Genomic DNA, 22,936 nt, shown 5'->3' with positions numbered 1-22,936 from the left:
CACGAGACAACAAACAACAACTCTATATAGGACTCCTATTTAATTTTTGAACAAGACTCAGTACGGATCTATCCTTTCTTTCCTATTCCCTATTCCCTATTCCCTATTCCCTACCCTCCTATATTTCAATCGCTGTCTGTACCTGTAAGTTAGTGAAACCTGCAACTCGCTTGCTGTCTTCAGGATTGAGGCGAATTTTCACCTCAACTACTCGGCTATCAAGATTCTCCCCTGGCTGGTTACTGAAAACATTTTGTCTATTCACCTGCAAGCCAATTTGAGCAACGGTTCCTCGCAATTCACTAGCAAATGCTTGACTGCTAATCACTGCTTGTTGTCCTAATTTCACTTTACCGATATCGGTTTGATAAACTTCTGCTACTGCCATCATTTGGTCTGTTTGCGCTAAGTCTGCAATGCCAGAAGCACTAATTTTTTCTCCGATTCGCGTATGAATTTTGATGATTTGTCCCGCCATCGGTGCTTTGATGTAAGCACCAGCCAACTCGGTTTGGGCGTGTTTGAGTGTAGCGATCGCATTTTCAACTTCTGTCTGGGCTGCTGCTACATCTACAGGTCGCACTTCTGCAATACTGGTGAGCGTGGCTTTGGCTTCACTAACTTGCTTGCTACCAGTGGCGTTAGTACGGGCGAGTGCCGCTTTAGCTTCAGATAATTGTTTGGTAGCAGTGGTATTAATCCGGTTGAGAACTGCTTTGGCTTCGTCTACTTGCTGTTTAGCAGTTTCTACAGTCAAGCCTTTGCTGTCATATAAAGAATTAGAAACTGCACCTTGAGAATATAGCTGCTGATAACGTTGATATTCGGCTTCGGCATTTTTGAGTTCTGCCTCTAGCTTCTTAATAGTTGCTTCTTGCGCGATTCTGTCTCCTTCCCACTGTGCCTCTATGCGGAATATCGCTTCCTGTTGCGCTGTTTTATCTCCTTGGGATTGCGCCTGGAGGCGTTCAACACTGGCTTGCTGGGCGTTAATTTCTCCTACTTTTGCTCCAGCTTGCACTTGAGCGAGTTTGGCTTGAGCAACTCTAACTTGTTGTTGCGCTTGTAATACAGCAGTTTGTAAGCGATCGCGGGCGTCTAAAATTGCCACCATCTGTCCGGCTTTAACGCGATCGCCTTCTTTGACTAAAATTTTGGCAATGCGATCGCCATCCAATGCCAAGGGTGCAAACAAGCTAATTACCTCTGCTTCCGGTTCTAGTCGTCCTAATGCAGCCACTTTTTGACTTTTAGGCGTGGTTTCTACTGGCTCAGATTTCTCAGCTTGACTAACTAGCCCAAACTGAGAAATCCCATAAACAACAATTCCACCTGTAATAGCAGTAGCGGCAATTACTAATGCAAGTAACCATTTATTGGAAGCTTTTTTTGATACTTTTTGAACCATCTTTTTTACTCTCCTAAAAAATCATTTTATCTACATCAAATGAGCCGATAATGGTAGCAACTAACTCCCAACTCCCAACTCCTAACTCCCAACTCCTACCCCATGCTGCGACAAATATGCCGTGAGCATTTTGCCGAGTAGCGCACATTGTTCCATAAAATCAATTGTTTCGTCACCCCATAACTTCTCCAGAATTAAACCATTCACAAAGCTCAATACAAAGGAAGCCAATACTGGATCTTGAATACCTACAAAATCGCAGGCAGCCTGCTGATAACGCTGATTAGTTCGCTTAAAAACACTATTATTCAACATTTCTTTAGAGTCTTGATGTTGACAAAAATCAATCCATATATAAGTCCACTTAATAAAGTAATCTTCATTTTTTACTAGATATCTTCCTAGTGCTTCCATCCCCTCTTGTAGGGTTTGCGCTCCTTCCAATTCAGCCAATGCTGCACTTAAATCTTGCTCACATATTTCTTGGGCCAATTGCTCAAATAAAGCTTGTTTGCTAGGAAAATAGTGGTACAACGTACCAGTAGAAACCCCTAATCCTTCGGCAATTTGGCGCATAGTAATGGAACCATAGCCTTTTTGGGCAAATAAATCAAAGCACTTGTCGAGCAGTTCTTTACGGTATTGCTCATGGTCAACAATCTTAGGCATGACTCAGGTTTTATCTCGAACGCTCGTTATATATAAAATTAGCATCTTTGGTATTGATATAGAATATTTCAAGGAAATAAAGCTTTACTTTCTCTAGTGAATTGATTTAAATCGAACACGCGTTATATTTTAACCTAGTTTTGCGCTAGATGTAATACTCATCAATTTTCATCTTTGCCACTTAGTACAAAACTATGGTTAGATTTCGGAAAAAACCCCGTATATATTTGTAGTTCAGCCTTGGCGAAGTCTTCTTCTTCTGCCAGAAAGCTTACCGAAAGGTGGTATAAACTGTAGCTTTGGCTATTTGGGGTTAATGATGATGGAAATCATCACTAAAGCTTAAAAAGTATCAAAACTTGTTCTGTAATATCTGTAATATAATAATCTGTGTATTTTTCATTAGGTACAACTTATGCCTTATCGAAGAAAATTTTTAACAAGAGCGGGATATACAACCCTTTCTGCCCTATTGACTATGGGGTTTTTACAGAAGGATAAGCAAAAAGAAGACCAGAGTACCAATGAAATTGCAGCAAATTATCCAAATATAAATTCTCCTCTTCGGCAATTAGCTGCGGCCAAAGGAAAGCGTTATGGCGCAGCAATTTCTAGTGAATTTTTGCAAACAGAGAAGGATTACGCTAACCTGATTGCTCGTGAATGTTCGATTGTGACACCGAATGGTGAATTGAAATGGAACGCCACAGAACCACAGCCAGGAAAATTTACTTTTGAATCAGCAGATGCGATCGCTAATTTCTGCGAAAAGCATAACATAGAAATGCACGGGCATACCCTTTTTTGGCACATGGGAAGACCAGACTGGCTTCCTTATCCCCCCACACTGAAGATGATCGAACGCCATGTTAAAGGAGTCATGGGTCATTATCGTAAGAGCAAGGTTTTAAAGTCTTGGGATATTGCCAATGAAATTATTGCTGATAATGAAAATGAAGCTGACAATGCTACCTACGGTTTGCGTAAAGGGGTAAAACGAGAATTGATTCGAGATTTATTTTTAATTGCCGCTTCAGTTGATAACACCAAGAAATTTTATCTAAACGATTTTGGCATCGAAGGCGCTACATGGAAATCAGACCGATTCTTAAAAATGATCGAATATCTAAAGAATAGTGACGTTAAAATTGATGGGGCAGGCATCCAGTCGCATCTATGGTTTTCTACTGCCTATGCTTTTGATGAGAAAGGATTTAATTCCGTCTTAAAACGGCTTAATGATCTTGAAGTTAAACCAATAATTACAGAATTAGACATTATCATTGATGCCCCATTACCCGATAGTATCAAAAAGCTAGACCAGATGGTAGCCGACAGTTACAAGCGATATCTTGATCTGTGCTTTGCGGCTAAAGTTGATACTGTCATTACATGGGGGATTACCGACCGTCATACCTGGATACGTCATCCCGACTGGATGCCAGGAAAAACCTTTAGGGACAATCCAAGTCTCTGGAAATTTCTGCGTCCACTTCCCTTTGATGAGAACCTGCAACCTAAACCTGCCCGCAATGCTATTGCCAAGGCTTTCAGTAGTTAACTTAATACTCAACCCAAGCTAAAATAGCTTTTTTTAAAAATTATTCTAAGCGAAGTATGTGGCGATGTTCTTCGCTACTCACAAACATTAAAATTGAATAAGATGCACTGACTAATTAATGATTAAGCCTTAGTACAGTATTTCATAAATTCTGGATGAATTGAGCGACCCACTGGTAAGGCTTCAAGAAACTCTTTCACGCTATGAACTTGTGAAATCTTGTACTTAGAAATAGCAGCATTTTATTTTTTTTTTCTTGACTTGAGATACTCCAAATTTCTCGTAAAAATAATGTGCCAACAAACCAAGGCTCAAGTAAGTAACGTCTCCAAAGTCTTTTAGGTTCAGAAAACAAGCGATACAACCATTCCAACCCCATTCTTCCCATCCAGCGAGGAGGAGTAGGCACTACTCCTGCTACATAATCCATGCAGGCTCCACTAGTCAAAATAGTGTTGGTATGAATATGCTCAAGATTTTCAGAAATCCAATGCTCTTGGCGTGGCATACCCATCCCTACCATTAATACGTGGGGTTTGTAAGCATTAATTGCAGCCAGAGTAGCGAGATTTTCTTGACTATCTTTATCCATATCAATATAGCCATGAGCGCAAGCAATCTGTAAACCAGGAAATTTCTGGCACAAAATACTTACTCCTTTTTCAGCAACTCCTGGCTTTGAACCTAAATAGAATATACGCCAGCCTTTATTAGCAGCTTCCGCCATCAAAGACCATACCCAGTCAGCATAGGTTACTCTTTGTTCTCGTTTAATTGGAAAACCCAACAACTTTCCAATTAACACTAGAGGCATACCATCAATATGGGTATATTCTGCCTTGGCATAAAAAGCTTGCATTTCCGGATCATTATGGAAGAGATAAAGACTATGCAAGTTGTGATTAGCAATAATCCATTTCTTGTTCTTATCAATAGATTCTTCAATCAATAAATTTAAGTCGAGCATAGAGAGTGCATCGAATTGAGCACCCAGAAATTTATAAGAGAATCGATTTTTCATGTCTTTTTTTCTTTTGATCAGTATGAGAGGTTATCTCAAAATAAAGGTGAGTATTTTAAAATTAGTTTTTAGCAATATTTAAATACTTCGAGATTAAAGTATTTAAAAAAACTGATTTTCTTAGTTTAAATATAGTCTAAAAAAACAAATCTAACTAAGAATGACTGACTCTCATGAGTATTTCCGCGATATTTTGCGCTCTTGCATTCCAGGAATATTTTTCTGTAATTAACGTATACGCTGTATCTACAAGTGATTGATATTTATCAATACTAGAAGCAGCATCTAGCACTGTGTTAGCAACTTCTTCGCTAGAGTATCCTGTTACTAACAGATGTTCTAAGTGGCGAAATTCTTCTAATCCTCGCAAGCCTTCTGGTGTTGATACAACTAACTTTTTACTGGCAAAATAATCTAATGCTTTATTGCGAGCGCCGCCTGCTACGGCTTGTTTTGAGAATGGCAGTAAAGCAATATCTGCATATTTAAGATGGGCAACAAAATCTTCTCTCCTAGGTAAAAATCCTAAAAAAGAGATATTAGAGGGTATTGGTTCTGAAATATCACTACTATCCCTGCCAATGACAATAAAATGTACTTTATCTTGATGACTTTCAAGGGATTTAGCAACCTCAATAGCCATTGATACAGACATATCATTAGTTGGAAATTGAAATGTTTTGGGAGCAATAAGAACCACTATTTTAGCTGGTCTGAATGCTTGATAGGGATCTTTATCAGGAAAAGCTTCAGTATTTAGTAAGTCTTCAGTCACTCCATTCCCGATGCAATAAATTTGCTGTGGAGTTATACCATACCATTGGGAAATTAGTCTAGGAATTGATTCACCTGCTGCAATAATCGGATTGCCAGAGAATATCAAAATTCCCTGAGCAATATATGTTTTAATACATTGTGCAAACTCTTTGAAAGGATTGGCAACTGAAAACAAGCGCATCCAGTATTCATACGGTGAAAATGTATGAAAATCAAATATAAGAGAGGAATTACTGTATTTTCTAAGCTTTAGTGAAATTAGAGCAGCCAATCCAGGTAGTGTTTCTTGAGCATACACAATATCTGGGCAGAACTCGTCGATGCACTTTTCTATAGCTTGAATATATGACTTTAAGCCTCTTGAACCAATCGAAAGAGAAGGTGCATAATTAACAGATGAACAATCTAAACCTAACTGAAAAACATCAAAGTATTCCGTCAGATATTGTCCTAGATAAAAAGGTCTAGTAAATGCACCAAATGGTTGACTAGAATCGAGTGTTGAGACAATTAGTAAGCGTTTACCCATAGAATGATCAATGATTATTTGATTATTTAATAATTTAAAATTGCATTTGTCAAATTATTAAGATATTGATAAATTATCCAAATACTATTGACTCATGAATCTCGTGCGAGTATCAAACTTCTGAGTTAGTTTGATTGATGTCCTCAGCAAATGTGGGAGAAATCGCCAAATCCTTGTAACCAATAATTGCTCTGATATAAGGTAAGAACCAATAAAATATCCAAAATGGCCCAGAGTGTCTGCTACAAAATATAGTCCATGATTTCAATGGAAATCCTTTAATTTGCAGTACCTTTTTCAAGCGTTCTAATATATTTAAATTGGTATCTACCCAGCTATTGCGGATAGAATTTTTATTACAAGTACCAATATATCCAGGAGCTACCCATATTTTACAACCCATTTTACGCGCTCTCAGGGCATAATCTAAATCTCCTAAACTGTGAATAAAGGCTGTATCAATATTGCCAACTTTTGCGGCAACACTTTTAGGAATTAGCACGCAGTTACCATACATAGCATCGCATTGTTGGATAACAGAACTTGGTTCTAAAAATTCAAACTTGTTGGAATACCACTTTTTAGATTTTACTGCTCCTCCATAGGTTGCTTTTCCTGTCATTGAGTCTCTAGTTGAACCAACTACAATTGAGTCTGGATAACCAAGTTCTGTCAAATTTTGATGAACCTGCAATAGTTTACTCACAGCATTGGCTTCCAGAAATGTGTCATCATTTAACCACAGATAATAATCATATTGATGTTTTATCGCCTCACCAAAGGCGAGATGCATTCCTCCCACCCAAAATAAATTGCCATTACCCTGAAGTATTTTTACCTCTGGGTATTCTGCTTTGATAGCCTCTGTAGTCCCATCAGAACTACCATCATCAGTTAAATAAACATCACAATGATTGTTTTGCTGATACAAAGCATTTAGACAGGCAAGAGTTGTATTCCGCCTGTTATAACATGTCATAATTACAGCTAAATTTGCTTGCTTCATTTCATTTACCTCATATAATAACTACTATCTATAAAAACAGTCAGGAAAATAATGCACTTTTATGCAACTTTTACAAATCTACCTTCATAATCCAAACATCAAATTTTGAGTTTCTGTATATTTTTATGTAAGTTTAAAATTTAACCATCTTTTCTAGCCATCCACTGAAATTAATATCTAAATTAAAGTTTTTTAGTTTTTGTTCCATTCTTCTGACTAGCAACATATATCGATGCCAAACTGAAACGCGAGGCATATTAAGTCTGACAACCTCTTGACATAACCATCGATATTTATCTGAATTGATATTGATTTTTTTCAATTTTTTAATTTGTGCATTCCAATCGTTATAGAAAAATAAGTTGAAGTAATGAATGGATATAGTATCATCCCAATGTTTAATTTGTAGTTCTTTTGATAAACGGTTATGTAAAGGTAATGGATAACTATAATTAGAAGGAAAATGTTCGACGTTTTCTTCCAACGCACATAAAGTTACAGACAAAACAGACTGCTCAACAAAATAAATACCCTGGGGAGGAGTAATATCCAGGCGCATTACTTTTTCAAAATTCTCTTTCCAAGTTGTAAATATACCTGCACTCCTTCTCACAGCGACCAAACCAGAATTCCAATAGCCTCTGATTCTCTTATTACCAATTGGTGTGTCAACAAATACCTCACGTTTTACTCCCAGCACTTCATATAGTTTTTGCCAATACCATTCTTGAGGGTCTTGTAGACCTGTAGAACCAATTCCTTGACCATACTCAGGACGCATTCGTACATTACAGTTTACTGGCAACAAAAATTCTTTTGGTTCCGAAAAAAAGCATTTATCACTGTCTAAAAAAACTAATATTTCTGCATCGATATTTTGTTCTGCATAGGCACAAACTAGAGGTTTATTAGCTAAATAGTATTCATGAAATTCTTGATTGATCGGAATTTGTTGATGGATAACCTGTAACGCTTCAAATGCTTGTTGAGTTTGTTTTAATATCGGTTCACCTACTCTGGGATGAAAGCTATATATAGGTGTATTTTTCAAGTCGCCGCAGAATTTACGAATACTTTCTGCAAGCATCAAAGATTGACCTTCTAAACGGCCAGGTTCTGTACAAATTATAAAAGCTATAGGTATTGACATATTATGAAGTATTGATTTACTAAATTAGTTACTAAATGAAGATTTCTTTGCGATCATCAATATTTCCTGAAACAAAGCTGAATAACGACGTGCTTGAAGTTCTAGAGTGAATTCTTGTTCAACTTTTTCACGCGCATAAAATGATAGTTTTTGCAACCTCTGTTCATTTTCAAGTACCCAGGTAATCCCTTTGGCAAAATCCTCAACTTCATAAGGTTTAGCCAAATAGCCGTTCTGCTGATGATCAACAATATCTTTTAAGCCAGTAGAATTAAACGCCACAACTGGAGTACCACAAGCGAGGGATTCTGAAGCTGTCTGTCCAAAAGATTCTTGCAGAGACGGTACAAGCATCACATCTGCTGCTGAGTAAACAGTTGCTAGAGATATATCATCGTGTAAGTGTCCCAAATAGTGGGTTGTGAAGCCTAAATCAGGTGGATTTTCGGGTTGAGATGCACCGAAAACAACAATCTCCAACTTATCTTTCCAGCCAGATTTGCTTAACTCTTGTAGTGCTGGTTGCAGGTAATGAAAACCTTTTCTATGGTCATTAGTTGCATCTAATGCTCCAAATAGAATAAGTTGTTTATCCAGAGGTAAATTGAGTAATTCCCGTGCTGAACCTTGATGAACAGGTTTATACTTTTGAGTATCCAGTCCATTCGGAATGACTTCAATTCGCAAGTTCTTAAACAGAGAACTAGACTTGGCACATTCGGCTAACCAAGAACCTGGTGAAACAATAGTCAGATTTAAATTTTTCAAAGCTTTGGCTTTACGTTGCCATACCCAGTGGGATAAGTCAGAATCCTTTTTGCTGTTGAGTTGAGGACAGGCTCCACAGGATATTTGGTAGCGATCGCAATCTCCAGCATAGCCGCATCCCCCAGTAAATGCCCACATATCATGAATTGTCCAGACCAAAGGGCGCTTTAGTTTCGCAAGAGTTTCAATTTGCATAAAAGCTGCGCTAATCCAATGCAAATTGATTATATCTGGATTAATCTGAGCAACTTGAGAAACTACTCTATCTGGCAACCATTGAATAAAAAACGGAGTATTTTGCTTTTGAGAATAAAGCTTTAAAGGCAAAGTTTCAAATGTCAACTTTGCTTTGGCGATACCTTGAAATAATCTCATCTTAGGCGCAATTACTGTTTTATCATCAGTAGATTTTTCTTGCACCAGCATTTGTGATTGTAAGTCAATATCTTGTAACCCTTTGTGCAAACGGTATGCGGCACGAGCCGCACCACCAGCCACATCCTGGGTACTAAGGAGCAAGACGTTCATATGAGTACTATTTAACTTTAAAAAACATGGTTGATAACACTGATTCTTTATCCCATAAAATCAGTATTATTTGTTTGGCTTGATGCCCTCACAATATAAAGATCCTGGTAGATATACTGTCCCATCAGCATTTATATCTAAGACTTCATTACTAAAGTTGGGAATATCACTTGTATGGGCATCTAAAAGTTTAATATCCGAAAAACCAACTCTTTGAAAGAGCGTTTTCATGCTATGGCTATCATACATCCACTTATGTTTTTCACCAAGAGAAGTTTCATCGATCATAGACTTGCGGACATACCGTGGTATTAACCTTTTTACCATGTCAATATAAAGGTATTTAAATTTGTTTCTGAGTTTATTGTGGTTGATACTAAAAACCTTTTGTAATAAAGAGTTGGTATTAGTTATTGCTACCTCTTCTTTGATATTCACACCTGTTCTTTCTTCTACATACTTGATGGATGATTCATCATTATTTTCAAGCACTTGTCGCCAATAAGTTTTCATCAAACCGCCATGTTCTGTTCTAACCAATTGGTCAATTAACTCAATAATAATCCATTCATATTGTTTCCTTGATTCTTCATGTTCAATACTGTCGATAATTCTTAAATATTCACGGCATGTTCGCTCTAAGTCAGGAACAACAATGCGTAAAATGCCTTGAGGTTTTAGAACTCTGTAGCATTCTTTCACCAACATTTCTCCCGTTTCCTTAGAGAAATGCTCTAGAACATGACTGCTATAAATTACATCAAAATAATCTTTAGGGTATGGAAGTGGTTGCAGTAAGTTATGAGCAATTACGTCAGGATGCTCAGAATTAAAATCTATATTTATCCATTCAGAAGAAAATCTGTGCCCACATCCAAAATTTAACTTTTTCATGTTTTCTCTCCTTTTAATTATGCAAGTATGTAAATTACTTACCTATTTATATATTGGTGCGCGCTGGGAACTAAGAGTCAGAGATAGAGAAGTGGTGACATACATTAACCAATTCCAACCAGGAATTAATAACCTTGCTTCTGAGAAATTCACTATGACGATAATAACTAGCATCTGCATTGGCCAATAATCTTCTGGTTTTTTTGCCACTGAAACGATTCGAGTCAGTGCCATTACAAAGAACCGGATAAATCCTGCTGCAAAAGTCAAGAAACCTAAAAATCCTAATTCTAACAATAGTTCTAAAAAGCCATTATGAGCATTACTGGCCCAATCGTAAGTAGCTCTCAGATTAGATGCAGCATTACTAGTCCAAAATGCCGAATATCCATAACCTAGCCAAGGTCTTTCCAAAACCTTAGCTATCACTAATTCCCAAAGATCAGAGCGTCCATTTAAGGTAAGGTCTTTGCCAGAAGTACCAACTACAGTTTCCGCATTATTGATTAGTAACATTGAAACAATAATCAGTAACATTAAAGCTGTAGTAATCATAATAACTTGTAGTTTATAATTAGTTTTTTTAAATGATTGATAGAAAGGTAAAAGTAATATCATTGTCAATAAGATAGCTAAAGACGTTGTGGAACGCGTCAGGATAATTAGACATACAGATACCCCACATATTGCCCACATCAACCATCGATATCGATTACTACTAAGGGCAAGATGCAAAAAAACTCCTGCACTCCAATTCATCATGTATCCTAATTCATTTTTATGACCATAAATTCCGCTCCACATATCTAATAATTCTGGTGCTGTGTGAATATAACCTGGTACGAATGCAGAGAATATCATAGATAATAATGTAGCTGCACCAAGCGCCCAAGCTATTAGCCTCATTTGTTCCCTAAGCGGATAACGCATTGCCAAATAGATGGCAATAAAATATATTCTGATTAGACCTTTTATATAATTAAGACTAGAATTTATATCTTCTGACCACAATACAGAAAATAGAACGATCGCTAGCAAAAAAAACTGTAAGGGACTTTTGGTAATTACATAAATAAAACCTTTCCAGTATAAAAGAAAAAAATAAAATAGAATTAAATATGAAACTATATTGAACAAAGTATCTACCTTATCGCCTCCGAGGGTAGACATAGAGACTTCTTGTGCAGGATGTATTGTTAATGCACCTACAGCAATGAGTAATAGCAAAATAGTTAGTATTTTTTCTGTTAATTTTACCTTCATCGCTGACATTTAATTTCTTAATTTACTAAATATATCACTATTTTTTTATGGCTGAGTAATTCAATCTTTTCTTTACTTCCTCTTTAAAAATATCCAATGCAGTTGCTTTATAAACTGTTTTCTGCGTAAAGTTATCTGCCTCTATATTCCGCACAATAAATGGTGGATGTTTTAAGGGAAATTCCATCGCTTGCATGGACATATTAATGAATGAAAATTCTTGATTGGAAGTGAAATGAGTCGCGTCTGCACCAACACCAACATTAGAGATTAAATTGACGTTGGGAATAACGCTTAAGCTACCCTGTATCCAGCAAGCAAATGTCCATTGGTAATCCCAGGTTATACCTGTAGGATTGTTATAAACAGACTGAAATATTCGTCGCCAATAACTTACTGCTTTTGGGTCTACAAGAATATCATGTAAAAGGTTTTCTGCTTGCACCTCTTTCCAGAGTTTGATCGTCAAATCATAATGTTGCCAAGCACGTCTCCAACTTGCCCAGCCCCAACAATGGTTGTAACGAGATAGATAGTAACTATAATTTGTGCGTTTTCGTCCAAATTGAAGATTTTGAGCAGAGATGGTGGCAATTCTGGTATCGTTTCTATATTTTTCTAGTAGTTCTTCACTAAATCTGAAAAATGTTGGGTGAGGGATACAATCATCTTCTAAAATAATTGTTTCTTCAACATTATTAAATACCCAATCTAAACCACTAGAGACTCGTTTTGCACAACCTAAGTTGACATCAGAATAATTTTTGATAACTTCGCAGTCCCAATCAACTCTCTCAATAATTGCCCTAGTTGCTTCACACTTTTCTGCCTCATCTTCACGGTCAGTGCGTGGGCCATCTGCAATTACAAAAAGTTTTGTTGGTTTGGCTTGGCGAATAGCTTCAAAAACTTTCTCTGTTGTTTGTGGGCGCTTAAAAACAATAAAAGTTACTGGTGTTTCCATCATAATCAAGGTTAAATAATAATGATCAATATTTGTAAAAAGGAATAAGCGATCGCACCTGAATTTTAAATATTTTCTGTGTTCTTGGATCAAATGCGTTGCACACAAAAGCAGCAGCAGCTTGAGATATGATTGTTGCGATCGCAGCCCCAAGTCCTGCATACTTAGGAATCAGGAATAAATTCAGAATAATGTTTAGGATTGCTCCAAACAAAGTCTTACCTAAAGAAACGTGGTTCAAACCTTCAGCAATAAACCAAGGTGATGTTGCAAGACCCATAAATACAAACAAAGAAGTCCAAATATGAACTGCTAATATTGCTCCTGCTTCTGCATATCCACTTCCAAACATCACCATAATTATCTTGTCAGATAGAAATGACATTGGAAGCGCAATTGCCAAAGATATACATGTCATTAGACTTAGTAATTGTCCGATTCGCTGATAGTAAAGACTTTCAGATTTTTCCTTAGCTGCGTAAATTGCAGGAGCAACAGAAGAAACAATAGCCCCCGGAATAAAATACCAAATTTCAGAAACCCTGACAGCAGCAGTATAAACTCCAACCTCGCTATTTCCGATCATTTGGCCTAACATCACCTGATCTATTTTCATAAAAATCAGGATAGCGAACCCCGAAAAAATTAGAGGTAAACTCTCTTTCAGAAGAGTTTTGGCAGCAGAAAAACTCCAACGCCATAACCACAACGAAGACCCTTTAACTTGGTAAACAATCAGCAAGCCAATTGCACTCATCGCAAATTCTGCTAATGTTACCCAAGCAAAAGCTAACAATGGTGCTTTTGTTAAAATTAGTGCGATTTTGATGGCACTATTTAGCAGAAACGCTGTGTTCTTAGCAATCACAGTGTATTTTGACTGCACCTGTGATTGAAACCACAGTTCAATAGTATCAGCCGCCCTAAAAATTCCTGCCATTGCTAAAATTGCAACTAGCCATATCTTCAGTGTTTCCTGCTCGCCTAAGAAAAGCATAGTGCTAACTGCCAATAAGACAGAAGCAATTCCACCCACCAACTTTAGCCAAAAAGTGGTTCCTAAAATTTCCTCTTTGTTTGATGATTGACGCACAAGATGGCGAACTACTACGTCGTCTAGTCCTAGAGTGAAAATTGGGCTAAATAAGGTAACAAAAGCTAAAGCATAGTTAAAGACACCATACTGCTGTACTCCTAAGTAGCGTGCTATCCATACTCCTACGACTAAGCTTGCACCCATACGTAGAATACGGTCAGCAAACAACCAACTTGTATTGGCAATAATTGCACGCAGTCCAGAACGAGATTTAAATTTTGATAAGTTTTTAATTTTTAGTTTACTTAACATTATTTTTATGAATTAATCATGTAAAGTTCTCATATCCCTATCAATATCGCCTACAATACTTTTAATTTCCCAGTCATAAAAGTTTTCAAAAAATAGCTACATAAGAAAACAATGCCCTTTGTTTTCCAAAATAAGTTATGCTCAAACAAAAATATTATTTTTAAATATGAAATAAAATCTTGATATTTTGGACATGGTATTGTTTTTAACTCATTTAAAGATGTGAAAGCCAATAATAATGGTAAACTCAAATTATTTTTTTGCAGAATGTAATTAAATAAGGAATTGCGTTTCCAGAATCTCTTGTATTCGTAGTTGTTATCTATGTCTAAAAATTTCTTGTTATGATACTGGTTATTTTTATGTATTCTATACATCACTAAAGGTTTAGATATATAAAACTTTTTAGCTCCTACTAAAGATGCTCCCCATACCAGACAGTCATCAGCCCTTACACGCCAATCTTCTACATTTGGAATAGGCAAAAATTTTCTAATTATTTCTCTACGGATTGATAATGTTGAAGTTATGGAGCCAATCCATTCACCACTATATAAAGTTCTGATTACTGAATAACCCAAATCTAAATCGACAGCATCAGCTTGAAATGTTTCTTCTACTGCCCCAAATTTGTTATACGCACAAAAAACAAAATCACATTCACTACGTCTCTTATAAAAATTTAATGCAGTTTCTAAATATTGAGGTTCATAAATATCATCGGCATCTAAAAAAAATATAATGTCTCCAGTTGCAGCTAAAAAACCTTCGTTGAATGATGATAGTTGTCCTTGATTTTTTTCTTTCAAGATAGATTTAACATTAGTTACTTGAGTAAATTTCGTGATTACTTCTACCGAATTATCTGTGGATGCGTCATCAACAATAATAATCTCATCAAATTTAACTGTTTGATTTAAAGCACTATCAACCGCCTCTGAGAGAAATTCGGCGTAATTGTAATTATTAATTAAACAAGATGTTTTGATTTTATTTTTATCCATACAAAATGCCTCAATAGATAACAAAATAAGACGGAAATATTTTTGGTAACCGATAATTACCAATAGGCCGGATATTTTGAGGGACTTGTAGGGACATCATCAGGTCTACACCTAACCCAGGATTCATTATAAAGAGACTGAAAAAATGGAATTTTATCCCAACGGTTGCCTTTAATTCCAAAAAGAATTTGAGTTGCTCCTCCAAGGTGGAGAGCCTGTTTACCAAGAGATTTAATGTAAGCAGCTAATGGAAGTCCATAAGCACCACATCCGATAATAGCTATGTCAAAATCTTGCTCTTTAATCTTGTTACACATCCAATCATAAGCATCGAACCAAGTATTAAACTGGGTTTGAGTTCCCGCTAGAGACTGTACGGCTTTGAAGGTAATTAATTCAAATTCAGGCAGAATATGTTGGTTTTCAAAAAGTAACTTCCTATGGTTTTTATATTGCGATGAAATTGTTTCTGCAAAAGGATGAATCACTAAAACCTTTTTTCCCTCAAGATTCTTGCTCCAAGGGTCGTTGTGATAATAAGGTTCAAGCGTATTTAATTCTACAAAAGAAGCGTTTGGGCACGAATTTCTGATAATTTCTGGCTCTCCAGTTTGAAACCATACTCCTAAAACATCTATAGATTTTGACGATTCTAGAAAAAGTTGACTAAATCGATCTAGATGTTTTTTATCTGCTGGGAAAAATCCAGAATCATTAGATATTGACTCAAATATAGATCCCTTGTAGCCTCCTTTCAGATATTCATGCACACAATAAGCTTCTGTGCTACCAAAGCGAGAAATCATAAAAGGTTTACTATCTTTAATAAGATTGGTAACTAATTCATTACTCTGTTGAGGAGATAAAATTTGCTGATATATATCGTAGTTTTTTACATGATTTTTGAGAATTATTGCCTTTGTGTAAATAGAGCCTTTCCATTTAGCTAATGGAGTATTTGATTTTACGAATTGCTTGAGATTTTTACTTAACGTCATTAATTTAGTCCTACAGTCAAAAAATTTGGTTTAGATGGTTGTAGTCAGATTCGCTTTCGGAATTTATCGAAGAACTTAACGCTCTTTGGAAAATTTTGTTAGGCTGCTAGATACTAAATCTTGTTCAATTTGTCGTTTTTTGTTGTCATAAAAATAATTATTAGGTTCATTTTTAGTATTCACACCATTGATAACTATCCCTAATACCTTCTGACCTGACTGAGTTAAAAACTCTTTAGCTGCATTCGCACTGTTCAGGTCAACTACTCCAGGACGAACGACTAATAAGATACCGTCAGTGAGTGTACTTAGAACAGCAGCATCAGCTATTCCTGACAGAGGAGGAGTATCAAAAATCACTAAATCATAATCTCTCCCAAAGCTGCTAATTAATGTTGCCATGCGTTGAGAATCTAGCATTGCCACTGGATTGGGAGGTAAAACTCCAGAAGTAAGAACCTCAAGATTAGGCATAACTTCTTGTACAACTGTATCTAAAGAGGCTTGTCCAATAATTACATTACTTAGTCCCATTGCATTTGGTAGCCCCCAGATATGATGCTGTATGGGATGACGCATATCTGCATCCACCAATAACACCCGACGCCCTGCCTGAGCCATAGTCACAGCTAGATTTGCAGATACGTCAGACTTTCCTTCTTTGGCAACGGAACTTGTAATTACAATGCTTTTAAGCGGTTTATCAGAACAGAGAAACTTCAAGTTAACTTGTAGTATTTGGTATGCATTACCAACAGGGAAGTAAGGAATATCTCTGCCAATAATTTTGGGAATAGCTCTATCGAGTCCTGCTATAGAAGAAGACTCTTTACCATTTCTACCTTGTGTAGGAATTACACCTAAAACACTGTATCTCAAGACTTCTTTAGCTTCTTTGACGGTCTTCACCGAGCGGTCTATTAAGTCTAAACCAAAGGCGATAATGATACCTAAGAAAAGACCAATTCCTCCTCCACCAACAATAAATAAGATTTTGCGAGGCCCTTCTGCTTTATCGGGAATTAAGGCATAGGAAATCACACGAGCATTAGGAATCTTTTGATTCTGTGCAACATCAATTTCTTGGCGTTTCTTTAAGAGTGTTTCGTAAGTCGTTTGAGCCGCTTGCAGTTTCCGTTCTAGCTCTCGTTGGCTTTGTTCTAGCCTTGGCAAATTATTTGCTCGTTTGATGTAGGCATCTTGCTGTCGCAAGAGTGTGCCAATTTGTCTTTCTAGACCAACCCGTTCTGCCTGAGCACGAGTAATATCTGCAATTAGGCTTTGCCGGAGTTGTCCAACCTGTAAACTTCCCTCTGTTATCTGTGCTGTACCCGCTACTTGTCCTACCCGCTCTTTTAGCAAGCTTTTAAGAGCTGTAACCTTTTCTTCTAAGTTAGTGATGGTAGGGTGTTCAGGTTCAAAACGAGTCCGCTCTAGTGCTAGTTGACTTTCTGTTTCTTGAAGTTGAATAAGCACTTTTTGAACCCCAGGTGCTTGACTCAAGTCAGATGCGATTACACCTTGCTGTGAATCTACTTGAGCTTCACTGCGTAACTGTTCTAAACGACCTTTGACATCATCTAGTTGAGCTAAAGCTTGAGAAATTTGGTTTCCTAACTTGGAAATCGTATCGACTGCTGCGGTTGCTTCTTGTTCTAGGACAACAATTTTATTTGTTTCTTTAAATAGTCGCAGTTTTGATTCGGCTCTTCTGACAATTTCCTCAGCTTTGGGTACTTCCGTTACGAGAACTTGTTTGGCTGTCAGTGCTTCATTCTGATTAGCCTTGATATTTAGGTCGATATAACTGTCGATAACTTCATTGACGATTTTGGCAGCTAGTTCTGGGTCGCCGCCTTTATAAGAAAGTTGTACAACATCAGTACCTTTGATTCCTTCTATTTTTAGTTGTTTTGCCAGGTCGGGAATCGACAGCGGTTTGCCTTGACTATCTTTGAGCTTGAGAGAATTAATTGTTTTCTCAATCACTGGATTTGATCCAATAACTCTCACCTGAGTTTCTAGGGGATTGTCATTTACGTTCAAAGCCTCCAGGCGTCCTATGTCTTGTGGTAACCCTGTGAGTGAGGAAGATCGATTTGTTTTAATCATCAAGCTTCCTTCTGCTTTGTATGAGGGTTTTAGGGAAAATGCATACAAGCATCCAAGGGTAACAGCTATGCTAAAAATTCCGACTAGAGGTAACCAACGCCGTTGAATAACTTCTAAGTATTTTTGAATATTTACTTCTTCAAAGTTGGGTAAAGATTCCATTGTCATAATATATACAAACTTTTTTTATAAAAAACTGACTATTTACTTGCAGGAAATTTTTCTCAGTATTGTACTGGTAGTAGGACTGTAGTCTACTTTGCGATGGTAATATTTGCGTTGATTCTCACCTAATGCTTTTTTTACTAAGGTTGTTCAATATCTGAAGTCAACTAATACTTTTAGCAGTCTCAATTTTGACTTAGATTTTTTGATATTCTCCTGACATCAAAAACAGGATAACTCACAACTTTTTCCCTGATTTAGTGGCTTTTCATCATTTTGATTAATTTTGGTTAACTTAGTTTTATGTTGTTACTGATGCAAGTATTGATTAGTAATCTAACACTCAACATCATATTATGTAAGAACACTGAATTTGATAACTTTACAAAAAATTCATACAAGAAGCTGGTATATTCGCTATCGGTTTACTGATTTTGAAAAGACAAGGGGAGTTAATTCTTTTAGGGTAAGCGATATAACAATTGTGTCACTAGAGAAGCAGTGAAACCACTTTAGAGATCAGCTTTATGTAGTGGAAAGAGACATTTAGAAAGACTATATGGATATTTACGTAAATGGCTTCAAAGCTTTCAGCAACAATTAATTGTTGCTCTGAATAACGGCCAATCTGGGAAATGATATGGGATTGGCAAGAATAAAATTGTGTGATTTTAGTATCGAAAATTTAATGATTCGCGAACAGTTTAATTGACCCAGACTGGTGAAAAACTTTTTTGATGTGGCTTGAGGTGTGAAAACTACAACACAGTGCCCGTCCTTGGGTTTATATCCCGGTTTTTTGGCTTGCCCGTAAATTTGCAATTATCTTGTTTGTATTCTGCAATTGAGGCACAATACTACTTCCAAGATTTATCTAAGAGTGTATATGTTGTCTTATACGTGTAACTACAGGGTAGCACGCATGATAGATAAACGGCTAGTAAGTAAGTTGACATAGTAAAATAAAACTATGTGAAGAAAGATAAAGTAGGCTAAAACCCTTTTCCCTTCTGTCTCCTGCTTGATCGCAACGACAAATTTTTACGCTGACCGATTGAGTGCGGCTAAGTAGGATGGATTAATCTATATCTGACTACTACAGTACTGCTAAAATCCAGCTACTATCACAATTAAGCAGATAAAGGGCTTAACTCGCATTTCTCACAAGCTTTGCGATCGCTAATTTCGTAATCTTTGCCAGAGTGGCTTTTGAGCCTTTTTCTTGGTTAATAATTTTGGCACAATCCAAAACGCATAAATCTAGGTTTTATAAGGCTTTGACAGATGTGGTGAAAAATCAGGGTTAAGCCTCTTGTTAAAGGTAGGCAAATTTTCGCGACAATGTACCTTATATCTCACTATATTTTTAATGAAGTTTAGGCATATTTCTTACTACCTGTGTTAATCTGAAGTACCCAAACTAGGTTGCTATTTGTTGCTTTCTGTATCTAGCCAATTGTAATTATTAAACTGACATTAAATGTTGAGAGATTGAATTATGAAATCCTCTTCTATTATCTTAGTCGTTGTGATTAGCGCCCTTGCTCTCTCCCAGAAAGCCTATGCTAACCAAGAGAATGTTCCTATGACAACAGACGATCGCAATCAGGCTGGAGTTTTATTGACAGAACCAGCCACGATTAACGCTACATGGAGTAATTTTATCGGACAGACTAATAATCCAAAACAAACTACTGAATCAATTTCGCTAGTACAGGAGCGAGGATGCCCAAAGATTAACCCGCTTGAGTTCATCAATAACCCAGAGTCTTTCTTTAAGCAATGTCAGAAGCCAGCAAATACCGAAACTTCTCAAAGTACTGAGCCAATTGAGTATTTCAAGGTTCCTAAGCTGGATTCTGGTCTTAGGGTGACAGTTACTCAATTTTAATATAGCAATTCGATAGCGAGTCTTGTCTACGACACGCTACGCGAACGAGCGTCTTTGATTTGGAGAATCACTCGTAGAGGTAAGGGACTGGGGACTCAACTTAAGGTGAAAACGAGTAAGCGAGAAAACTGTGAGATGTTGCTTGGTTAAAAGTCTGAGATTATTACCACTTCTCCAAGAGTGGGTAATCTTGTTGTTCAAGTTGTGCTGTACGACAATGAGCTACCCGCCCCTAAACAAAAATCTTTTCGCTTCAACAGGATATTAGTGGCGATCGCGGGTGTTTGTATCTTGCCAAGTATTATCCTTGGTGTTAATGTGACCACTGTTACTACTTTTAGTCTATAAAATGTTTCCAAAAGTAATCAAATTGATAATACCGCATCTAATGCAGATGTCTGCGTGCAGTATGACACAAGTGCAATTGTCACAGATATCTGCGTCTTTGTGATCTTAAAGCCCGAATTATATGTATTTGACCAAACTGCTGAAGAAAGGCGTGCTTGAGCAGGAGAGGGGCTTTATTTCGTGTTTAACAATCGTCTGCTATAGGAATCCGCTTTGATTTCTGAACGAATTTGCGTAGACAGGCAATAGGCAATAGGTTCTTAGTTGTACTGAGTTTTTTCACCAAATCAAATATGAGTCCTATATGTACTCAGCTTCATCATGATTGGATTATCTAGTAAAAAAATAGAGGTAAAAAATGGACATTTGATAAGAGTTACATAGAAGAGGTATGACCAGAGTATTAGTATTTAAATAAATAATATTTTTGTTATTTAATAATTCTGATTTATTTGGAGAGTTGCTGTTATTTTTTTATCTTTTAGGTAATGAAATTGTTGCTTGGTAAGCTTGTTATTCTTTCCAGTAAATGCATTGGATAATTAGACTAAACATAATTCGTGTTTGAAAATATGCAAAAATCAATAAAAAAGGAGTGTAATTACTTCAAGTTATATGCTGATAATACTTTAGGTAATTGATTTGTGACTGGTGATGATGTTAGTATTAAAGGGTGGGTTGATTTTGGGTTTATTATCTCCAACAATTAACTTGTAATGTATCATAAGACCAAAATTCATCAGTATTGCCAATTGCATTGATTAGCAGTGTGAAGTGACTATGGGTCTGAATATCTAGACTTGATACCAATAAATTGATGAGGTTACAGAGGAGCAAATAACCATGAGCAACTTAACATCTCCACCTACCGAAGTTCAAAAAACGAAGAAAAAAAGTTTAGCCGCAGATAAAAAGCCTCGAGTTACAGATGATATTGTGCGTAGTTATCTGCAAGAGATCGGGCGTGTAGATTTGTTGACTCGCGAACAAGAGGTTATTTTTGCCCAACAGGTGCAGCAAATGATGAATTTATTAGCTGCTAAGGAAGAATTGGCTGTGAAATTAAATCATGAACCAACGCTGCAAGAATGGGCAGATCAGTTGGAGTCAAGTGTTGAGGTGTTAGAGCAACAGCTAAGTCAAGGACACCAAGCCAAGCAGAAAATGATTCAGGCTAATCTCCGGTTAGTGGTAGCAGTGGCGAAGAAATACCAGCACCGCAACTTGGAATTTATGGATTTAATTCAAGAAGGTACTTTGGGTTTAGAGCGAGGGGTGGATAAATTTGATCCCGCTCTTGGTTATAAGTTTTCAACCTACGCTTACTGGTGGATTCGTCAAGGAATTACACGAGCGATCGCTCAACAAGGACGGACAATTCGTTTACCTATCCACGTCTTTGAGAAACTGAACAAAATTAAACGGGTGCAGCGAGAATTATCTCAACAGTTGGGCCGCGTTCCCACTACTGCGGAAATTGCCAGCGCGTTATCTTTGACACCCAGCCAAGTTAGAGAGTGTTTGTACTTGGCCCGCCAACCTTTCTCCCTAGAGGCGCGAGTTGGTGAACAACAGGATACAGAATTGCAGGACATACTGGAGGATGATGGCCCTTCTCCCGAAGACTATGCTGTTGAAGAATCTCTGCATCAAGACTTACAAGACTTGTTAGCAAAGCTGTCTCCCCAGCAGCGAGAAATATTAACCTTGCGCTTTGGTCTTACTGATGGCTATGAACTTTCTTTAGCACAGATTGGCGATCGCATGGGTATTAGTCGAGAACGGGTGCGTCAGATAGAACAAAAAGCTCTCAGTCTCCTCCGACGCCAAAAGGAACAAGTACGTAGTTATCTAGCTAGCTAAGGTTATTTCTTACAAGAGTTTAGGTATTTAAACTCACAAATTCACCATCGTGACTAGATAAAATTCAGTCATTTTGGGGGAAAATAAACCTAACTAATCTCTCTCGAAGATTTGATATGAGCACACCAAAAACAGTGCAACAATTGCAGGTAGAATGGGTGACTTCTGAAAACTTTCGGCGTTATGGACAGGTAATTTTTGCAAGTCTTGATGGCAAAAGTTACGATGGAGAAGATGCCCAGTTAAACCTGCAAAACGGGATTCCACGATTTTATATTATGCGGTTGGAGAAGAGAGGGCGAAAGTTTCACAAAATTACTCGCCATCTCCAATGCACTCAATGTCTGGGTTCTTTGGAAGGGAAAGATTGGTTAATTGCAGTTTGTCCTCCTCATAATGATGTGAATGAACCAGCATTAGAAGAGATGGCTGCTTTCCGGATTCCGGGGAATTGTTTTATCAAGCTACATGAGGGTACTTGGCACGCTGGCCCCCATTTTGACCATGAAGCTGTGGATTTTTATAATTTGGAACTAGCTGATACAAATATGGTGGATCATTTCACCCATGATTTTTTTAAGAGTCATCAATTAGAGTTTGAGATGGTTTAGGTAAAAGCTAGCAATAGCTTCGCTGCGGGCTACATAACCCGCCAGAGAATGAATTCTC

General features: G+C 37.2%; 19 protein-coding genes and 1 pseudogene. 6 read left to right on the top strand and 14 right to left on the bottom strand.

Going from position 1 to position 22,936, the window contains the following annotated elements; genetic code table 11:
* Positions 1-118: 118 nt before the first annotated feature.
* On the bottom strand, positions 119-1,408 hold the full coding sequence (locus RRG12_RS25435; protein WP_420761076.1) for an ABC exporter membrane fusion protein: 1,290 nt from the start codon (positions 1,406-1,408) through the stop codon (positions 119-121).
* A gap of 81 nt (positions 1,409-1,489) precedes the next feature.
* Positions 1,490-2,077, bottom strand: a complete 588-nt coding sequence (locus RRG12_RS25430; RefSeq protein ID WP_420761075.1) for a TetR/AcrR family transcriptional regulator — start codon at positions 2,075-2,077, stop codon at positions 1,490-1,492.
* Between the two features lie 478 nt (positions 2,078-2,555).
* Here RRG12_RS25430 and RRG12_RS25425 point away from each other — a divergent pair, with 478 nt between their 5' ends.
* Complete coding sequence (locus tag RRG12_RS25425; protein WP_420761074.1) at positions 2,556-3,638, top strand: endo-1,4-beta-xylanase; 1,083 nt, start codon at positions 2,556-2,558, stop codon at positions 3,636-3,638.
* 196 nt (positions 3,639-3,834) lie between these two features.
* Here RRG12_RS25425 and RRG12_RS25420 read toward each other — a convergent pair whose 3' ends face one another.
* The 12 genes from RRG12_RS25420 to RRG12_RS25365 form a co-directional block, all read right to left on the bottom strand.
* Entirely contained in the window at positions 3,835-4,659 is an 825-nt protein-coding gene (locus RRG12_RS25420; RefSeq protein ID WP_420761073.1) for a WecB/TagA/CpsF family glycosyltransferase, read from the bottom strand.
* Between the two features lie 154 nt (positions 4,660-4,813).
* Positions 4,814-5,965: a glycosyltransferase family 4 protein gene (locus RRG12_RS25415; RefSeq protein ID WP_420761072.1), complete on the bottom strand. Its 1,152-nt coding sequence runs from the start codon at positions 5,963-5,965 to the stop codon at positions 4,814-4,816.
* A gap of 112 nt (positions 5,966-6,077) precedes the next feature.
* Complete coding sequence (locus RRG12_RS25410) at positions 6,078-6,971, bottom strand: glycosyltransferase family 2 protein (protein ID WP_420761071.1); 894 nt, start codon at positions 6,969-6,971, stop codon at positions 6,078-6,080.
* A 133-nt stretch (positions 6,972-7,104) separates the two neighbouring features.
* On the bottom strand, positions 7,105-8,121 hold the full coding sequence (locus tag RRG12_RS25405) for a hypothetical protein (protein ID WP_420761070.1): 1,017 nt from the start codon (positions 8,119-8,121) through the stop codon (positions 7,105-7,107).
* Positions 8,122-8,145: 24 nt separating this feature from the next.
* The gene (locus RRG12_RS25400; protein ID WP_420761069.1) at positions 8,146-9,417 is read right to left on the bottom strand and encodes a glycosyltransferase family 4 protein; all 1,272 of its coding nucleotides are present in this window, start codon (positions 9,415-9,417) and stop codon (positions 8,146-8,148) included.
* Between the two features lie 66 nt (positions 9,418-9,483).
* Positions 9,484-10,311 (bottom strand): class I SAM-dependent methyltransferase, encoded by an 828-nt coding sequence (locus tag RRG12_RS25395; protein ID WP_420761068.1) that lies wholly within the window; start codon positions 10,309-10,311, stop codon positions 9,484-9,486.
* A gap of 42 nt (positions 10,312-10,353) precedes the next feature.
* Complete coding sequence (locus RRG12_RS25390) at positions 10,354-11,583, bottom strand: O-antigen ligase family protein (protein WP_084227313.1); 1,230 nt, start codon at positions 11,581-11,583, stop codon at positions 10,354-10,356.
* Positions 11,584-11,611: 28 nt separating this feature from the next.
* Positions 11,612-12,538, bottom strand: a complete 927-nt coding sequence (locus RRG12_RS25385) for a hemolytic protein HlpA-like protein (protein ID WP_069073236.1) — start codon at positions 12,536-12,538, stop codon at positions 11,612-11,614.
* 25 nt (positions 12,539-12,563) lie between these two features.
* Positions 12,564-13,886, bottom strand: coding sequence for a flippase (locus tag RRG12_RS25380; protein ID WP_420761067.1), 1,323 nt, complete (start codon positions 13,884-13,886; stop codon positions 12,564-12,566).
* Positions 13,887-13,936: 50 nt separating this feature from the next.
* Complete coding sequence (locus tag RRG12_RS25375; RefSeq protein ID WP_420761066.1) at positions 13,937-14,890, bottom strand: glycosyltransferase family 2 protein; 954 nt, start codon at positions 14,888-14,890, stop codon at positions 13,937-13,939.
* Positions 14,891-14,946: 56 nt separating this feature from the next.
* Positions 14,947-15,888, bottom strand: a complete 942-nt coding sequence (locus tag RRG12_RS25370; protein WP_420761065.1) for a hypothetical protein — start codon at positions 15,886-15,888, stop codon at positions 14,947-14,949.
* 75 nt (positions 15,889-15,963) lie between these two features.
* Entirely contained in the window at positions 15,964-18,168 is a 2,205-nt protein-coding gene (locus RRG12_RS25365) for a GumC family protein (RefSeq protein WP_069073240.1), read from the bottom strand.
* 1,495 nt (positions 18,169-19,663) lie between these two features.
* Between RRG12_RS25365 and RRG12_RS25360 the strand changes: the two genes are divergently transcribed.
* The 5 genes and pseudogenes from RRG12_RS25360 (at position 19,664) to RRG12_RS25340 (ending at position 22,878) form a co-directional block, all read left to right on the top strand.
* A complete protein-coding gene (locus RRG12_RS25360) occupies positions 19,664-20,056 on the top strand; it encodes a hypothetical protein (RefSeq protein WP_420761064.1) in 393 nt (130 codons plus the stop codon).
* Between the two features lie 180 nt (positions 20,057-20,236).
* A complete protein-coding gene (locus RRG12_RS25355) occupies positions 20,237-20,404 on the top strand; it encodes a hypothetical protein (protein WP_420761063.1) in 168 nt (55 codons plus the stop codon).
* Between the two features lie 12 nt (positions 20,405-20,416).
* A pseudogene (locus tag RRG12_RS25350) lies at positions 20,417-20,563 on the top strand (DUF3172 domain-containing protein); the annotation flags it as partial.
* 684 nt (positions 20,564-21,247) lie between these two features.
* Positions 21,248-22,267, top strand: coding sequence for an RpoD/SigA family RNA polymerase sigma factor (locus RRG12_RS25345; RefSeq protein ID WP_176727140.1), 1,020 nt, complete (start codon positions 21,248-21,250; stop codon positions 22,265-22,267).
* A gap of 116 nt (positions 22,268-22,383) precedes the next feature.
* Positions 22,384-22,878: an ureidoglycolate lyase gene (locus RRG12_RS25340; RefSeq protein WP_069073242.1), complete on the top strand. Its 495-nt coding sequence runs from the start codon at positions 22,384-22,386 to the stop codon at positions 22,876-22,878.
* The last annotated feature ends 58 nt before the right edge of the window (positions 22,879-22,936 follow it).

Source organism: Nostoc sp. CALU 546 (assembly GCF_048836525.1).
Note: the sequence above shows the minus strand (reverse complement) of the source record. Positions and strands in the feature narration are given on the sequence as shown.

Excerpts from the sequence above, each read along its gene's own strand:
- RRG12_RS25435 (WP_420761076.1), bottom strand. The coding sequence starts at position 1,408 with ATGGTTCAAAAAGTATCAAAAAAAGCTTCCAATAAATGGTTACTTGCA.
- RRG12_RS25430 (WP_420761075.1), bottom strand. The coding sequence starts at position 2,077 with ATGCCTAAGATTGTTGACCATGAGCAATACCGTAAAGAACTGCTCGAC.
- RRG12_RS25425 (WP_420761074.1), top strand. The coding sequence starts at position 2,556 with ATGGGGTTTTTACAGAAGGATAAGCAAAAAGAAGACCAGAGTACCAAT.
- RRG12_RS25420 (WP_420761073.1), bottom strand. The coding sequence starts at position 4,659 with ATGAAAAATCGATTCTCTTATAAATTTCTGGGTGCTCAATTCGATGCA.
- RRG12_RS25415 (WP_420761072.1), bottom strand. The coding sequence starts at position 5,965 with ATGGGTAAACGCTTACTAATTGTCTCAACACTCGATTCTAGTCAACCA.
- RRG12_RS25410 (WP_420761071.1), bottom strand. The coding sequence starts at position 6,971 with ATGAAGCAAGCAAATTTAGCTGTAATTATGACATGTTATAACAGGCGG.
- RRG12_RS25405 (WP_420761070.1), bottom strand. The coding sequence starts at position 8,121 with ATGTCAATACCTATAGCTTTTATAATTTGTACAGAACCTGGCCGTTTA.
- RRG12_RS25400 (WP_420761069.1), bottom strand. The coding sequence starts at position 9,417 with ATGAACGTCTTGCTCCTTAGTACCCAGGATGTGGCTGGTGGTGCGGCT.
- RRG12_RS25395 (WP_420761068.1), bottom strand. The coding sequence starts at position 10,311 with ATGAAAAAGTTAAATTTTGGATGTGGGCACAGATTTTCTTCTGAATGG.
- RRG12_RS25390 (WP_084227313.1), bottom strand. The coding sequence starts at position 11,583 with ATGTCAGCGATGAAGGTAAAATTAACAGAAAAAATACTAACTATTTTG.
- RRG12_RS25385 (WP_069073236.1), bottom strand. The coding sequence starts at position 12,538 with ATGGAAACACCAGTAACTTTTATTGTTTTTAAGCGCCCACAAACAACA.
- RRG12_RS25380 (WP_420761067.1), bottom strand. The coding sequence starts at position 13,886 with ATGTTAAGTAAACTAAAAATTAAAAACTTATCAAAATTTAAATCTCGT.
- RRG12_RS25375 (WP_420761066.1), bottom strand. The coding sequence starts at position 14,890 with ATGGATAAAAATAAAATCAAAACATCTTGTTTAATTAATAATTACAAT.
- RRG12_RS25370 (WP_420761065.1), bottom strand. The coding sequence starts at position 15,888 with ATGACGTTAAGTAAAAATCTCAAGCAATTCGTAAAATCAAATACTCCA.
- RRG12_RS25365 (WP_069073240.1), bottom strand. The coding sequence starts at position 18,168 with ATGACAATGGAATCTTTACCCAACTTTGAAGAAGTAAATATTCAAAAA.
- RRG12_RS25360 (WP_420761064.1), top strand. The coding sequence starts at position 19,664 with ATGAAATCCTCTTCTATTATCTTAGTCGTTGTGATTAGCGCCCTTGCT.
- RRG12_RS25345 (WP_176727140.1), top strand. The coding sequence starts at position 21,248 with ATGAGCAACTTAACATCTCCACCTACCGAAGTTCAAAAAACGAAGAAA.
- RRG12_RS25340 (WP_069073242.1), top strand. The coding sequence starts at position 22,384 with ATGAGCACACCAAAAACAGTGCAACAATTGCAGGTAGAATGGGTGACT.